General features: G+C 49.2%; 14 protein-coding genes and 1 pseudogene. 11 read left to right on the top strand and 4 right to left on the bottom strand.

The features are described from left to right. Positions 1–124: 124 nt before the first annotated feature. On the top strand, positions 125–634 hold the full coding sequence (locus AB1L17_RS30610) for a hypothetical protein (RefSeq protein WP_412848717.1): 510 nt from the start codon (positions 125–127) through the stop codon (positions 632–634). A gap of 62 nt (positions 635–696) precedes the next feature. Here AB1L17_RS30610 and AB1L17_RS30605 read toward each other — a convergent pair whose 3' ends face one another. After that, entirely contained in the window at positions 697–1,377 is a 681-nt protein-coding gene (locus AB1L17_RS30605) for a class I SAM-dependent methyltransferase (RefSeq protein WP_412848716.1), read from the bottom strand. Between the two features lie 110 nt (positions 1,378–1,487). Next, positions 1,488–1,883 carry an RrF2 family transcriptional regulator gene (locus AB1L17_RS30600; RefSeq protein WP_412848715.1) on the bottom strand — a complete coding sequence of 132 codons (396 nt, stop codon included), beginning with the start codon at positions 1,881–1,883 and terminating at the stop codon, positions 1,488–1,490. 355 nt (positions 1,884–2,238) lie between these two features. Between AB1L17_RS30600 and hppD the strand changes: the two genes are divergently transcribed. From hppD to AB1L17_RS30575, 5 genes are all read left to right on the top strand, one after another. Then, positions 2,239–3,330 carry a 4-hydroxyphenylpyruvate dioxygenase gene (gene hppD / locus AB1L17_RS30595; RefSeq protein ID WP_412848714.1) on the top strand — a complete coding sequence of 364 codons (1,092 nt, stop codon included), beginning with the start codon at positions 2,239–2,241 and terminating at the stop codon, positions 3,328–3,330. A 172-nt stretch (positions 3,331–3,502) separates the two neighbouring features. After that, positions 3,503–4,105, top strand: a complete 603-nt coding sequence (locus tag AB1L17_RS30590; RefSeq protein WP_412848713.1) for an RNA polymerase sigma factor — start codon at positions 3,503–3,505, stop codon at positions 4,103–4,105. Positions 4,106–4,146: 41 nt separating this feature from the next. Further along, positions 4,147–4,974, top strand: a complete 828-nt coding sequence (locus tag AB1L17_RS30585) for a GNAT family N-acetyltransferase (RefSeq protein WP_412848712.1) — start codon at positions 4,147–4,149, stop codon at positions 4,972–4,974. 175 nt (positions 4,975–5,149) lie between these two features. Continuing rightward, positions 5,150–6,877, top strand: coding sequence for an ECF transporter S component (locus tag AB1L17_RS30580; protein ID WP_412848711.1), 1,728 nt, complete (start codon positions 5,150–5,152; stop codon positions 6,875–6,877). Continuing rightward, positions 6,852–7,634, top strand: a complete 783-nt coding sequence (locus tag AB1L17_RS30575) for a LytR/AlgR family response regulator transcription factor (protein WP_412848710.1) — start codon at positions 6,852–6,854, stop codon at positions 7,632–7,634. The genes AB1L17_RS30580 and AB1L17_RS30575 overlap by 26 nt, the downstream gene beginning before the upstream one ends. A gap of 70 nt (positions 7,635–7,704) precedes the next feature. On the opposite strand, the gene AB1L17_RS30570 is transcribed toward AB1L17_RS30575, so the two are convergent. Further along, positions 7,705–8,190, bottom strand: coding sequence for an LPXTG cell wall anchor domain-containing protein (locus tag AB1L17_RS30570; RefSeq protein WP_412848709.1), 486 nt, complete (start codon positions 8,188–8,190; stop codon positions 7,705–7,707). 257 nt (positions 8,191–8,447) lie between these two features. Between AB1L17_RS30570 and AB1L17_RS30565 the strand changes: the two genes are divergently transcribed. Both AB1L17_RS30565 and AB1L17_RS30560 read left to right on the top strand, forming a co-directional pair. Further along, positions 8,448–10,538, top strand: coding sequence for a carbon starvation CstA family protein (locus AB1L17_RS30565; RefSeq protein ID WP_412848708.1), 2,091 nt, complete (start codon positions 8,448–8,450; stop codon positions 10,536–10,538). Next, complete coding sequence (locus AB1L17_RS30560) at positions 10,535–10,747, top strand: CstA-like transporter-associated (seleno)protein (protein ID WP_412848707.1); 213 nt, start codon at positions 10,535–10,537, stop codon at positions 10,745–10,747. The genes AB1L17_RS30565 and AB1L17_RS30560 overlap by 4 nt, the downstream gene beginning before the upstream one ends. A gap of 85 nt (positions 10,748–10,832) precedes the next feature. On the opposite strand, the gene AB1L17_RS30555 is transcribed toward AB1L17_RS30560, so the two are convergent. Further along, entirely contained in the window at positions 10,833–11,765 is a 933-nt protein-coding gene (locus AB1L17_RS30555) for an acetamidase/formamidase family protein (RefSeq protein WP_412848706.1), read from the bottom strand. 276 nt (positions 11,766–12,041) lie between these two features. On the opposite strand from AB1L17_RS30555, the gene AB1L17_RS30550 reads away from it, so the two are divergent. From AB1L17_RS30550 to AB1L17_RS30540, 3 genes and pseudogenes are all read left to right on the top strand, one after another. Then, positions 12,042–12,866, top strand: a complete 825-nt coding sequence (locus AB1L17_RS30550; RefSeq protein WP_412848705.1) for an inositol monophosphatase family protein — start codon at positions 12,042–12,044, stop codon at positions 12,864–12,866. 178 nt (positions 12,867–13,044) lie between these two features. After that, positions 13,045–14,127 (top strand): glycoside hydrolase family 15 protein, encoded by a 1,083-nt coding sequence (locus AB1L17_RS30545; protein ID WP_412848718.1) that lies wholly within the window; start codon positions 13,045–13,047, stop codon positions 14,125–14,127. Between the two features lie 187 nt (positions 14,128–14,314). Beyond that, a pseudogene (locus AB1L17_RS30540) lies at positions 14,315–14,480 on the top strand (RNA-guided endonuclease InsQ/TnpB family protein); the annotation flags it as partial.

The following is a 14,480-nucleotide window of genomic DNA, read 5'->3' as shown; positions in this document are numbered from 1 at the left end:
GCTTTAAGATGTCAAAGTTAAAAAACAGAGAATGAGCGAGAAAACAGGAGAAAACATTACTTTATAGTGGGAGGATGAAAAGGATAAACAGGAGGACAAGGAACTAGAAAAGGATTTCTTGAAATTGACAGATAAACAGGCGGCTCCGTTTCTTACAAAAGCAAAAGAGGCTTTGCAAGCAGAGAAGATTGAGTTGCCGAAAAGTGGATATAAGGTGACGTATTCGGGGAGCAAGAAAAACAAGACCTTACAGGTTCTATGGAGTGATGAAGAACAATCAAAAGGGTATGTTGTCCATTTTGTCGATGTCGATGTCGAGAAAGGTACAGCGACAGTGCAAAATGCAAAAGTGATCAATGAGCTTGGCGTCGTAATGAGAGATCTCCCGCAAGAAAAAGCAGCCCCTTTTATTGAAAAAGCAAAAGAGGCTATGAAAGCGAAAAACTTTACCCCATCTGAAAGTGCATACGAAATTTCCGCTACGGGTGTGACAGTTGACGATGTTTTGCAATTTATTGACGTTTACTGGTATCCAAATGGAAATCCTTCGGCGAAATACAAAGTGCACTTTATTGATGTCAATTTGGAGAAAGGAACAGGCACAGTGGAAGATGTAGTTGAATATAAGCGTTAATGAAGATCTGCAAGAGTTCAGTGCAAAAATGATTGACAAGGAGTCGCATATGCGGCTCTATTTTATTTCCGCAAAGCGAACAAGGTCAAAAAGCTGACAGCCTCCCGCAGTTCTACGCTTAAGCGGCCTGCGATATCTGGCGTAATCCCTTCCTTGTATACCGGTTCTTCCTCCAGCAACGTGAAGCCATTCTCACTCGCTAGCTGCTTGGCTTCCCATGGCATCATCGTATTTTGGATGGTCGTCTCTTCATACAGTCTGCGATAGCTATGAGCGCGTGGGCCAGCTGTAGGACCGAGGATACCCAAGACAAGAATTCCTCCGGGAGCAAGCACGCGATAAAGCTCCATGAGTGCCTTGAGCGGGGACGGAGTGAATTCGACTACATTAATCGAGAGCGCACCTGCAAACGTATCATTGACAAAAGGAAGGGTGCTGATGTCCCCTGTCTGAAAATGAACAGAGCCAGGAAAGGAAATGACCCGGTCATGAGCGAGGCGAATCATTTCCCCGGCAATGTCGATGCCCTCCACCTGATAGCCGTGCTCCGCAAGCTTGCAGCTGGCATAGCCGTCACCACAGCCTGCATCGAGAACAGGTCCCGACCCAGCAGATACATGCTTCATAAAAAAAGGGAGGATGGTGCTGCGACTGCCTTTTTCCCACATGTGATCGCTTCTTTTCCGCCAGTCTTCTGCAAACTGATCCCATTGCTTGGCGGCTTGTTCAGTCCATTGATTCATCAAGGTTCACGCCTTTCGCATCTTTTTAACCATCCAGTTCATGAGAAAACCTCCGGTCGATGCGGCCGGAGGTTTTCATTGGATGCAGGTTCGACAAAACCGTCATGTCGTTATTTTTTCATTTGCTTCACTATGTCAGAAATTCTTTTACTCTTTAGCGACTGCACCATTTGCTGCTCGGCGTCAGCTACCACCTGCTGAATAAGACACGCACTGTCATGGTTGAAGCTGCATTCAAACACGGAGGTTGTCCCTTCGATCGCTTGAATGACATCCAAAAAGGAGATATCATCCTGGTTGCGCTTCAGCCTGTATCCGCCATTTGCGCCAGATACGGAGTGGATTAACCCCGCTTTGACCAGCTTCGTCAGCATTTTGGAAAGGTACGTTTGCGAAACACCCAGTTTCTCTGCTAAAAGCTGCACGCTCACGGGTTTATCCGGTGCTTCTGCCACCAAATAAAGCATCGCATGGAGTGCATAGTCGGTTGCCTGTGAATACTTCATGAGACACCTCAATTATGGACTTTATACATCTATCATAAAGTTAATTTGATGCCTGGGCAAGTGGAAGAGTGGTCGGTGCTTTCACCTGCACTTTCGGTGCCCGCTGCCGACAATCGTAGGAGCCACTCCTCTCGAGGAACTGAAACGTTTTGTTTTCAATAATAGGCAGTAGCTTTTTTGTATCAAGTTGTTCCCCGGAAGCGTACTTTAACAAATGAAAGCGTTTGAGCGTTTTCGCGTTATTCCGTGTTCTTGCACGAGGAAGCGCTTCCAATGTACTCTCAAGATACCGACAAAATAATCCCAATTCACAAAATAATGTTAATAATCGAAAAGGAAAGCGGAGGGGTAGGCAATGAGCAATACCGATTTTTTCCCGATTCAGGACTGGGACTACCTGGAGTTTTATACAGGGAACGCCAAGCAAGCGATGCATTATTTCATTAACGCGTTTGGTTTTGAAGCGGTAGCCTATGCTGGCTTGGAGACAGGCTCTCGGGAAAAGGTTTCCTACGTCTTGAAGCAAAAGCACATGACGTTCGTGATCAGTGGGGCCTTAACGCCTGACAGCCCCATCGCGGAATTCGTGAAAAAGCACGGAGACGGTGTAAAAGACGTTGCTCTGCGTGTAGAGGACTGCGAACAGGCATACCGGGAGGCAGTGTCTCGTGGAGCGATCCCGATTATGGAGCCGACTGAGTACACGGACGAGTACGGAACAGTCAAGAAGGCGATCATCGGAACGTACGGAGAGAACATCCACTCCTTTATCGAACGGAAAAACTACAACGGAGCCTTCTTCCCAGGCTATAAAGCTTATCAGTCTCCAGTTAAAGGAGAAGGCACAGGAATCATCGGCATAGACCACATCGTAGGCAACGTCGAGGTCATGGATGAATGGGTGGAATATTATCAAAAGGTCATGGGCTTTACCGCCGTGCAAAATTTCAGTGAGGACGACATCTCGACGGAGTATTCCGCGCTTATGTCCAAAGTGATGCAAAGTGGAACAGGACGCATCAAGTTCCCGATTAATGAGCCGGCAGAAGGACGCCGCAAATCGCAGATTCAGGAGTTTTTGGAGTTCTACAAAGGGCCAGGCGTACAGCATATCGCCATCCTGACCAACGATATCATCGACACAGTATCGAAGCTGCGTGATAACGGAGTCGATTTCCTCATGGTGCCTGATGCGTACTACGAGGATTTGAAGGAGCGCGTAGGGGAAATTGATGAAGACATCGAGGCGCTGAGAAAGCTGGGTGTCCTGGTCGACAGAGACGACGAGGGCTATCTTTTGCAGCTGTTCAGCAAGCCGATCGTAGACCGTCCGACGCTGTTTATCGAGATTATCCAGCGTAAAGGCGCGCGTGGATTCGGTAATGGCAACTTCAAGGCACTGTTCGAGGCGCTGGAGCGTGAGCAGGAGCGCAGAGGAAATCTGTAGTCTATTCAGATAACAAGGATGACAAGACCATCTTAGGCGGAAACGCACGAGGGATGGTCTTTTCTTTTTCACGACATTGCAAAAAAAAATCAAATTTCGATGAACCATATACTCTTCTCTATCATCTATACTAAAAGAACCAAATATTGGCGTAAAAGGAGGCTTATGCAATGTGAGCATCAAGAGGGATGTTCAACAAGATGTTCAGCTAGCAAAAGACGGCAACGAAGAAGCATTTGCTAGAGTCATTCAATTGTACGAGCGTATCCTGTATGGATTGGCACGAACCTACGTTGGACGGAACGAGGATTGTGCCGATGTGGTGCAGGATACGGTGATCAAAGCGTTCAAAGCCATCCGAACGCTGCGAGAGCCAGCTTATTTCAAAGCATGGATTATTCAGATTCTCGTGAACGAATGCCGGCAATGGCAGCGAAAAAAGAAACGAATGCCAACCGTTGTACTGTCGCCCCTGCAAATAGAGGCAGAATCCGTACAGGCTCCCTATGAGGCGGTAGAAATAGCAGAGGCAGTGAGGGACTTGGAGCCTGAGCTGCGTATCGTTGTTTGGCTGCACTATTACGAGGATTTGCCGATCAAGCAAGTCGCCATGCGCGTAGGTGTCCCCGAAGGCACAGTGAAATCCCGTCTACACCGCGCGCGTGTGCTGCTTGCAGCAGAGCTGGAATCCTCCCAGGAAAGGAAAGTGGACCATGACCCGACTTTCATGCGGAAGCTGAGTCAAGCTGACTTCGCTCCGCTACCAGCCGCATAAGCACGAAGATGACCAGGAGAGAAAGAAAGGGCGAATTTGCGATGATTCATAGATTGGAGCCAAAGGATTATCAAAAGATTAGACGGTTGCTGTCACCAGATAATGTGAACGATCTGACCCTGAACGCGATTATTAACGGAACAAATCGAGGTGCGATTTACGTAGATGACGTGGAGCAGCCCCGAACGGCGTTGGTTGACCAAACGGGTGTGATCAGCATTTTCGTCGGGGATGCTGCCAATGAATCGTTTACGGAGAATCTGCGTGAGTTTATTGAGGGAGAACTGCGCACATATACAACAGAGTCGTGCGGGGGCACTCATTTTCTGGCGGTTGTGCCAGATGAAGCATGGGAAAAGACAGTTGCCAAAGCGATCTCGCATCGAGAAGTTGAAACGGATTGGGAATATTACTACCAGTTCAATGCTGCGCAATTCCAAGCACGAAAGGAAAGCTATCGACCCCTGCCTGAAGGATACGTGTTGAAAAAAATAGATGCATCGGTCATTGAAAACGATCCCGACGATATCCTGATCGAGGTGGTAGAAGAATTCTATCATTCTGTGGATGATTTCTTGCAGCGGGGTGTAGGCTACTGCGTATGTAAGGGAAATACGATTGTGAGTGCCTGCTTGTCTTGCTGTGTAAATGGGCGTGACCATGAGATTAGTGTGGAAACGTACGAGGAAGAAGACATGAACAAAGGCTTTGCTACGCTTGCGTGCGCGGCGTACCTGGAGCATTGCATGGAAAATGGACTGACACCGCACTGGACCACACTGGAAACAAATGAGGAGTCGGTACGTTTGGGCACAAAGCTAGGATTTGAGCCGAAGGAAAAATGCAAAGTACTGGAGTTCGAATATTAAAAATGGCGGGTATTTACAGGTTGTCGAAATCACTTCGGCAGCCTTTTTTATATGGAAGGAGGAGGTTCAAATAAAGGGAAAAAGGAGATGAAAAGTGAATATTTTGATTAGTCATATGAACAGTCGTATAAATGATCTCTAATCCATCGAGCATCGACAGGAAAGGGTTGAACCAATGAATCTAGACTTAATGATCCCGTTGGCAGAGCGGACGGCCGTTTTGATCGTGGTGGCCTTGCTGTTTACGCGTGTACGCGCATTCCGCAGCATATTGAACCAGCAGGCAACGTGGCGGGAAAAAGCACTGATGGTCGTCATTTTTTCCGCCATTTCCATATTGGGCACGTACAATGGCATCTGGCATCAGGACGCGATTGCCAATTCCCGTGTGATTGGGACGGTAGTGGCGGGCTTGCTGGCAGGTCCTTGGGTTGGACTGATGACGGGTCTGATCGCAGGTATACATCGTTATTCATTGGGAGGCTTCACGGACTTGGCTTGTGCCATCTCGACCATTAGTGAGGGCTTGTTTGCAGGATTGATCTATCAGTTCCGGCGCAACCGCAGCAAAGAAATCGGCTGGACGACAGCACTGGTCGTCGGATTCTTGGCAGAGTGGCTCCAAATGGGAATTGTTTTGCTCATCGCACGTCCTTATGCAGACGCATTGGCATTGGTGCAGGCCATTAGTGTACCGATGTCTGTCGTCAATTCGGTCGGAATTGCTATTTTGATCATTATTATTGACTTGGCAAAAAAGGAAGAAGATCGGATTGGGGCACTCCAAGCCCAGAGAACGCTGCAAGTAGCGGACAAAACGCTGTCTTACTTGCGTCAAGGACTGACGTATGATTCTGCCCAGAAGGTAGCGGAGGAAATATTGCGGACGACGCGAGTAGCAGCGGTAGCGATTACCGATACGCGCTCTGTGCTTGCGCATGTTGGCGCAGGCTCTTCTCATCATGTAGTGGGGGAAGGTATCATAACCAAGGCGACCCGTGAAGTTTTATCGACGAAGGAAGTAAAGATTACTCAGACCAAGGAAGAGATTGGATGCAGGGAGACGAATTGTTCCTTGCGCCATGCGATCCTCGTACCCTTGATGCGTAGACGGGAAGTGGCGGGCGTCCTCAAGCTGTATCAAGATCGCTCTCGCAAACTGTCGGCTGTGGACCTGGAGCTCGTTCGCGGCTTGGGGAACCTGATATCGAGTCAGCTCGAGCTGGCTGAGCTGGAGAAGCAATCCCGTCTCTTGGCAGACGCGGAAATCAAAGCGCTGCATGCACAGATTAACCCGCATTTCTTGTTCAATGCGCTCAATACGATCGTATCGTTTATTCGCTTCCGCCCTGAGCAGGCACGTGAGCTGTTGATTCATTTGGGGGAGTATTTCCGGCGTAACCTGCATGACTCTGGTGGATATGTCAGCCTGGCTCGCGAGCTGGAGCATATTGAAGCGTATTTGGCGATTGAACGTGCACGGTTCGGGGACAAGCTCCATGTGAAGTACGACATTGAGGATGGAGTGGAGCGTTATAACGTACCGGGGCTGATTTTGCAGCCGTTGGTAGAAAATGCGGTCAAGCACGGTCTTTTGCCCAAGCGCGAAGGTGGGACCGTAGTGATTCGTGCGCGACGAAAAGAAAAGCAAATCGTAGAACTGACAGTGGCAGACGATGGAGTCGGAATGGATGTGGACCCATTCGAGCTTGCCCAAGCTGGGAAGAACGAGGGGCGGCGATTGTCAGGAATCGGTCTTTCTAATGTAAAATGCCGTCTCCAATCGATTTATGGAGATCCTTATGGGATCGTGATCGAGAGCAAAAGCGGGAACGGCACAACATGCACCATACAATTACCGATTGGGGTGAACGTCAGTGCTCAAAGTGTTCATCGTCGATGATGAGACACCTGCTAGAGAAGAGCTGCGCTATTTGCTGGAGCAGTTTTCGGAAGTGTCCGTAGTAGGAGAAGCGTGCAGTGGGGAAGAGGCGTTGGAAGCTGTGCTTCAGACAGAACCGGATGCGGTCTTCTTGGACATCCATTTGCAGGACCGGGATGGCGTCGATGTGGGGCAGGAGCTTCTGGAATCCATGGTGAATCCGCCTGTCATCATCTTTGCGAGTGCGTATGAATTTCATGCTGTCCGGGCATTCGAAGCCGAAGCAGTCGATTATATCGTCAAGCCGTTCAGTGAAATGCGATTGGAAAAGACGATGAACCGCGTGCGGAAAATGATGCGAAAAAGTGAGCCTGCATTAGATGCGACACCGATGCTGGAGAAAAGATTGCAGTCCCTTCTGCAAAATGTGCTGGTTGATCAACAGCCACGTCGTGTTCCTGTTGAGAAAAACGGCAAGATCATGCTGATCGATCCAAACGAAATCGTCTATGCCACGCTGGAAGGTAGATACGCCAGCATTTATACAGCATGCGAGCAATATGCCACCACGTTTACGTTGCAGGAGCTGGAGAGCAGACTGTCTCGTCAGCAGTTTTTTCGGACGCACCGGGCTTTTATCGTCAATCTATCCAAAACGGCAGAACTCGTCCCCTGGTTCAAAGGTTCGATTCATCTGGTCATGCAGGATCAGCGCAAAACGGAGGTGCCTGTCAGTCGCAATGTGGTGAAGGAATTGAAGAAACGTCTGGGGTTTTAAAAGCAAACAGACCAATCCTGTATCCAGTTTGGGATGGAAGGATTGGTCTGTTCTTTTGTTTTGCATGTGCTTACATGGGATAGTTATCATTTTTCTTTCGAGTCACCATAATTCCCCCCAATACGATCAGGAGCAAGCCAAGGATGCCGCCTATCTGGGTCGATGCTAGATTTGCAATCAAAAAGACGATGGCAATGACCGTGAGGATGCCGATGGGGATCAAGAGTGCTGGCTTGCGATTGCCGAATATGTACAGCTCTGTAAGCCCCACGGCAGGACCGATCAGGAAGAAGGGCCAAGTCGTACTCATATCACCGTCAAAAAATAGCTGGCTGAAAAAGAAGAGCGGGGCATAGACGAGCAAGATCCCGCCTGGTACGAGTAATCCAGCACGATGCGGCTGTGGGTTCATAAAGAAGAAAATATGGAACCCGATTGCTGGGATGAGAAGAAAGACTGGCCATAGCAAGTCCATCGCGAGCGGTATGTTCAGGTAGGTTGCCAGAACAAAAATCGCTCCAATTCCGATAATGATGTAACCCCCGATTTGTCGCATGTGCGTATTCTCCTTTTGGTTTCCATTCCAATTTGTGTATAACTTTAACATATTGTGGAGGAAAGTGGATCAGACTCGCGGCGGAGTCTTCCTACGTCTCAAAATTGAATACGCTTACACTCAAACGAAGATGGTGCAGCTTGTGCTTGTTTTTGTACGGTTCAGCCATTTTTTATTTTGCCAATTCGTCCGGTGTGATACTTTTTTGTAAGGTTTATTGCCTGAATATTTCATAAATAGCAAGGGGGCGACGCGGGATGAAGAAATGGCTTCTTTCCCTCCTGATTTGGGGCGGGATAGCCGCATTGGGTGCTGTCGGATTCGGGATGATAGCGCTCTGGCAAGGCGAATCAGTCAACTCGTTCTGGTTACTGACAGCCGCATTTTGCACTTATGCTGTAGCTTATCGTTTTTACAGCAAATTCATAGCGAAAAAATTAATGGCGCTTGACGACAACCGCGCTACACCTGCAGAAGTGAACAACGATGGAAAAGACTTCGTGCCGACGAACAAATGGGTGTTGTTTGGGCACCATTTCGCTGCGATTGCGGGTGCAGGTCCACTCGTAGGTCCTACGCTGGCTGCACAAATGGGGTATTTGCCGGGAACAATCTGGATTATCGTCGGGGTTGTGATCGGTGGAGCGGTGCAGGACTTTATCATTCTGTTCGGATCAATGCGTCGCAATGGAAAGTCTCTCGGTCAAATTGCTAAGGAAGAGATCGGCCCAGTAGGCGGAGCGCTTGCCTTAGTCGGAATTATTGCCATTATGATCATCCTGATTGCTGTTTTGGCGATGGTTGTTGTTAACGCTCTTGCTGAATCGCCGTGGGCTACCTTCACGATATTCATGACGCTGCCAATCGCGATATTAATGGGCTTGTACATGCGGTATATACGACCGGGACAGGTAATGGAAGGCTCTCTTATCGGGCTGACTCTTTTGTTCGTTTCCCTCTGGCTTGGTCAAATCGTTGCTGCATCGCCAACATGGGGACCAGCCTTTACGTTTTCCAAGGTACAGCTGGCCTGGATGATTATTGTGTACGGCTTTGTTGCTTCGGTTTTGCCCGTGTGGCTGCTGCTGGCACCGCGCGATTATCTTAGCTCGTTTTTGAAAGTGGGAACGATTGCGGTATTGGCTGTAGGAATCGTGCTGACACTGCCGCCATTGCAAATGCCTGCACTGACGAAGTTCATTGATGGAACTGGCCCTGTCTTTGCAGGTAATCTGTTCCCCTTCTTGTTTATTACTATCGCGTGCGGAGCGGTATCTGGATTCCATTCGCTTGTATCATCCGGAACCACGCCGAAGATGATCGCGAAGGAATCTCATGCGCCACTGATCGGCTATGGCGGCATGCTGATGGAGTCTGGCGTCGCTGTTATGGCGATGATTGCAGCGTGCGTGCTGACTCCTGGCGTCTATTTTGCGATCAACTCTCCTGCTGCGGCGATTGGGGTGGACGCAGCCCAGGTTGCGACGACGATAACGGGCTGGGGCTTTACGGTAACACCTGATCAATTAACGACTCTCGCCAACGATATTCAAGAGAAGACGATCCTTTCACGAACAGGCGGAGCGCCGTCATTGGCAATCGGGATGGCGACGATTTTCTCTGGTGTATTGGGTGGTAAGGCGTTAATGGCGTTCTGGTATCACTTTGCGATCTTGTTCGAAGCTGTGTTTATTTTGACCACCATTGATGCCGGTACGCGTGTCGGTCGATTCATGGTACAAGACATGCTCGGCAACGTCATTCCGAAAATGAAGGAAGTCAACTGGCTGCCAGGGAATCTCATCGGTTCTGCGATTATTACCATCGGGTGGGGATACTTCCTGCTCCAGGGCGTCATGGACCCTTTGGGAGGCATTTACACGCTGTGGCCGCTCTTTGGTATCGCCAATCAGATGCTCGCCGCGATTGCGTTTACGGTGGGGACGACGATTATTTTCAAAATGGGCAAAGCCGCATATTCATGGATCACACTTGTACCGATGGCTTGGCTGACGACTGCTACGCTGACAGCGGGCTGGCAAAAGCTATTCCATCCCGATCCAAAAATCGGGTTCCTCTCGCACGCAGAGTCTTTCCAAAAGGCACTGGATGCCGGTACGCTGCCAAAAGGGGTAAAAACGGTGGAAGCTGCACAAAAAATGATCTTCAACGACCAGATCGATGCCGTTGTATGTGCGATCTTCATGGTGATTACGATTGGGATCATTCTCGATGGAGCACGGGTGTGGATCAATATTCTCCGCGGCAAACATTATCCGTTGCACGAGTCGCCGTACATCAAGTCCAAAGGAAATGTATTTGACGGGAAAGGACATCACGTAGCATGAGGCGCAAGCTAAGGGCTATGCGAAAGGCCATGCGCCGCGTGAGCTCCGCGATTAAGACGATCTTCGGAATGCCCGACTATGACCGCTACCTCGCCCATTGGTATGAGACGCATGGGGCACCCGGGATATTTCCGATGACAGAGCGTGAGTACTACATGTACGCATTGACTGAGCGTTTTGAAAAGGGCGGCGTAACTCGCTGCTGCTAACGTAGGCGAATGCAAGGAAGGGTGTCCCCACAGTCAGGAGATGACGAGGGAGGCACCCTTATTGTTTGGTACGAATGTAGTTGGTTTAAGGGAGGATGGCGTCTTTTGACAGTATGGCATGGACACCACGAACACCGTTGACAAGCTGTGTAATCCTCAGATCAACCAAAAGGCTCGCCAGATTCAAAGCTTCTTTGCGCTCATAACGATGTAACTCTTGCATCCAATCGAGCATGCCATCCAAGGCGATCATGGCTGCTTCATGAACATCCTCATGAAATCCAAAAGTGATAAGGCAGGTGGATGTCTCAGCGCGTGGGAAGGATAAGGAACGCTCCAGCACAGTGAAAGTAAGATCAACCAGTTCCATCGGACATTCGAGCGCGGGACTAGATACTTCGCCATCACCCTGGACGGCATGTCCATCCCCAACCGAAAAAAGTCCACCTTCTACGGCAATTGGCAGATAGAGGATGCTCCCGGGGACAAGCTCCTTGCAATCAATATTTCCGCCGCAGAAGCGAGGAGGATAGGTGGAATGAAAGCCATCCTCGTTTGTTGGCATGCCCATGATCCCCATGAATGGGCGTAGCTTGATTTTGTGACCAAGATGGCTGGAACCAATCAGGGTGCGGGCATCCAACTCCCAATTCAGTATGAACTCTTCCCCTTCATGCAGTCCCAAACGCTTATTGATCACGCTTGGAAAGCCGCCGCCAGAACTCCAGCCCCAGTTACCGATACGTAAATCATTGATCTGGATCGCCAACGTTTTCCCAACGTTTGCTCCGTGAATATAAAGTGGGCCAATTAATGCGTGACCACTATCACGAGGATGTTCTCTTGTGCAAAACTTTTTCCGCTCTCCTTCCAATGCAAATGGACCGACATTCCAACCTGCCTCAAGTGTTTCAAACCGGACCGTATCACCAGAGTGGATAAACAAGATCGGAGGAAGATCTTTGGAAAAAGAGCCATGCAATGTGGATCGCTCAGGTCGAATGAAATATTCAGCCATTTGAAGACCTCCTTAATGCTGGGCTACCGTTATCATAATTTTTCGATAGTGAAGCTGTAATATCCTGCGCCTATCACGTTGCAAATTCAGGCGCATTCCCCATGGTTAACGTGTGGTGTAACAGCAGGTAAAGTATGGTACACTAAATCATATAGCATGGCCGTTTTGTAGCACGAGCTGTCTCATCATTTTCAAATGAAACGTCGAAGCCTCTCTTTTTAGAAGAAAGGGGCGTGCTTTGCGAAAAAATATGTCAAGTTTTAGGTGGCGATACGTGTGCAAGAATCAACAATGGCGGCTCTTAAGGAGCTCGCTCTGCAATGCGCCCGTTCAGCGGGTGAGCTGAGTCTGAAGCGAATGAAGGAGCCTTTTAGCGTCGAGTATAAAACATCAGCCTCCGATCTTGTTACAGCCGTTGATAAAGAAGTGGAGAATCACGTCATTCAGATGATTCTTGCACGATTCCCTGATCACGGCATTCTTGGAGAAGAGAGTGCCCATGTTGAGGACTACAAAAAGTATGACACACTATGGGTCATTGACCCGATCGATGGCACGACCAATTTCGTTCATCAGCAGATCAATTTTTCCGTATCCATTGCTGTTTACCATAAGGGAGAGGGAATGGTTGGGGCGGTTTACGATCCTTCCAGAGACGAGTTGTTTTATGCAGTAAAAGGGGAAGGAGCTTTTCTCAATGATCGTCCCTTACATTTGAATCGGGCAGTGAGCCTGGAGCAAGCTTTGTTATGCACAAGCGTATTTTGGAATAAGCATGCAGAGCAGATTGGAATCGACTTGATCGTGAAAAAGCTTGCAGGCAAGGTTCGCGGGATGCGCCTGTTAGGAAGTGCGGCTCTGGAGATGGCGTATGTCGCTGCAGGTAGATTAGATGGCTACGTCAGCATGCAGCTCAATGCGTGGGATTTCGGAGCAGCTCGCATTATCGTGGAGGAAGCGGGCGGACGGGTGACGACCATGACAGGAACGCCACTGCCGTACGACCAAAAAAGCAGCGTGATGGCTTGCAACCCGACTTTTTATGAGGAACTGCAACATTACCTGAAATCCGAAAATATCGATGTACCCTCACAAAAGTAAGTGTGAACATAACCCGCTGGATATGGGCATCCAGTGGGTTTTCCTTTGTGTCGTGCAAAATGGGTTTCAGAATGGACGCCTGTTGCATATGCTATTAAAGCATAGTCGGAAGACGAGCAGCCACTGCGTTTTTCACGAAGTCGGCTTGTCCGAATAAGGGGGGATGAACATGACCCTAATGACTTTGATTGAGGAAAGTGTCGAATTGATCTTGCAGCATCAAACTCACACCGGGGCGTATCTCGCATCGCCGGTATTCGCCCACTATCAGTATGCGTGGCTGCGTGATGGGACGTTTAGTGCATACGCGATGAACCGTGCCCGCCAGCATGAGAGCGCCCGCAAGTTTTATAAATGGTGTGATTATGTGATCCGCAAGCATGAAGCGAAGGCAAGAGCAGCGATTGCTTCCGTACAAGCAGGATTAGACAGAAACGATGCGGGGAACGACCGCTTTTTGCATACGCGATATACAGCAGAGGGTGAAGAAGTAGCAGGCGAATGGGGGAGCTTTCAGCTTGACGGCTACGGAACATGGCTGTGGGGGCTGGCCTGGCATGTGCGGCTGAGCGGGGAACATGACTTGATTCAAGAGCTGAAGCCCTCCATTGAGCTGACCATTGACTATGTCAAGGCGTGCTGGCAGCTCCCTAACTTTGATTGCTGGGAAGAGGGAGGAGATCGTATCCATCCGGTGACACTAGGCGCCATTTATGCCGGGGTCAAGGCGATGGAGCCTTATTTATCCAATCGGGCTTCCGAGATCGCCCAGCTAGGACAAGAGCTTCGCCAATTCATCCTCGAACATGGCACGGTGAATGGACGATTTATGAAATCAGTAGGCAATGACTCTGTGGATGCAAGTCTGCTCTGGTTGGCGCTGCCGTACGGGGTTGTCGCCGTGGATGATCCGCTCATGGTACGAACCGTGCAGACCATAGAAGAGGAGCTGCTCCAAGGTTACGGTTTGCATCGCTACCCGGCTGATACGTATTACGGCGGGGGCCAATGGCTGCTGTTATCCGCTTGGTTGGGCTGGTATTACGTGAATACGGGCAGGCGTGAAGAAGCTGAAGAAATAGCAGCGTGGATTGCTTCCCAACGTCAACAGAGCGGCCTGCCAGAACAAGTGCAGGAGCATTTGCTGTCACCGGATCATTACAAGGCGTGGGTCGAGAGAGCAGGTCAGCCTGCCGTGCCGCTTCTGTGGTCCCATGCGATGTTTCTTGTGTTGGCAGCGGAGCTCGGCTACAAGCATTAGCCAGGAAGATATCTTCCTGGTTTTATGAATTGCTGACATCTATCATTTTTAGCGAGAGGACTCTAACTTCTATAAGTGGAGAGGTGAATCGCTTCTTTTTTCTTGGTATTTTTCATTTTTATTGTATAAAATAGTAGGGAACAGAACATTCGTTCCTTATGAACACTCATAAAAGGAGGTGAATGCATTGTCAAAAGAGGAAAAAGTGTACCAAACCTTTCAAATTTGGATTAAGCCTGGACATCGCTTGTTTCCGTATTTCCAGCATGCTTGTCAACAAGCGAAAAACCTCCATAACACAACGAATTTCTTTATTCGTCAAGTGTTCACGGCGATGCAACAGACGGGTGAGC

Origin of the sequence: Brevibacillus jepli, assembly GCF_047229145.1 — a bacterium.
Taxonomy (GTDB): domain Bacteria; phylum Bacillota; class Bacilli; order Brevibacillales; family Brevibacillaceae; genus Brevibacillus.
The sequence above is the reverse complement of the archived record's forward strand: the minus strand, read 5'-3'. Positions and strand labels throughout refer to the sequence as shown.

Excerpts from the sequence above, each read along its gene's own strand:
- AB1L17_RS30565 (WP_412848708.1), top strand. The coding sequence starts at position 8,448 with ATGAAGAAATGGCTTCTTTCCCTCCTGATTTGGGGCGGGATAGCCGCA.
- AB1L17_RS30560 (WP_412848707.1), top strand. The coding sequence starts at position 10,535 with ATGAGGCGCAAGCTAAGGGCTATGCGAAAGGCCATGCGCCGCGTGAGC.
- AB1L17_RS30555 (WP_412848706.1), bottom strand. The coding sequence starts at position 11,765 with ATGGCTGAATATTTCATTCGACCTGAGCGATCCACATTGCATGGCTCT.
- hppD (WP_412848714.1), top strand. The coding sequence starts at position 2,239 with ATGAGCAATACCGATTTTTTCCCGATTCAGGACTGGGACTACCTGGAG.
- AB1L17_RS30570 (WP_412848709.1), bottom strand. The coding sequence starts at position 8,190 with ATGCGACAAATCGGGGGTTACATCATTATCGGAATTGGAGCGATTTTT.
- AB1L17_RS30600 (WP_412848715.1), bottom strand. The coding sequence starts at position 1,883 with ATGAAGTATTCACAGGCAACCGACTATGCACTCCATGCGATGCTTTAT.
- AB1L17_RS30545 (WP_412848718.1), top strand. The coding sequence starts at position 13,045 with ATGACTTTGATTGAGGAAAGTGTCGAATTGATCTTGCAGCATCAAACT.
- AB1L17_RS30605 (WP_412848716.1), bottom strand. The coding sequence starts at position 1,377 with ATGAATCAATGGACTGAACAAGCCGCCAAGCAATGGGATCAGTTTGCA.
- AB1L17_RS30585 (WP_412848712.1), top strand. The coding sequence starts at position 4,147 with ATGATTCATAGATTGGAGCCAAAGGATTATCAAAAGATTAGACGGTTG.
- AB1L17_RS30580 (WP_412848711.1), top strand. The coding sequence starts at position 5,150 with ATGAATCTAGACTTAATGATCCCGTTGGCAGAGCGGACGGCCGTTTTG.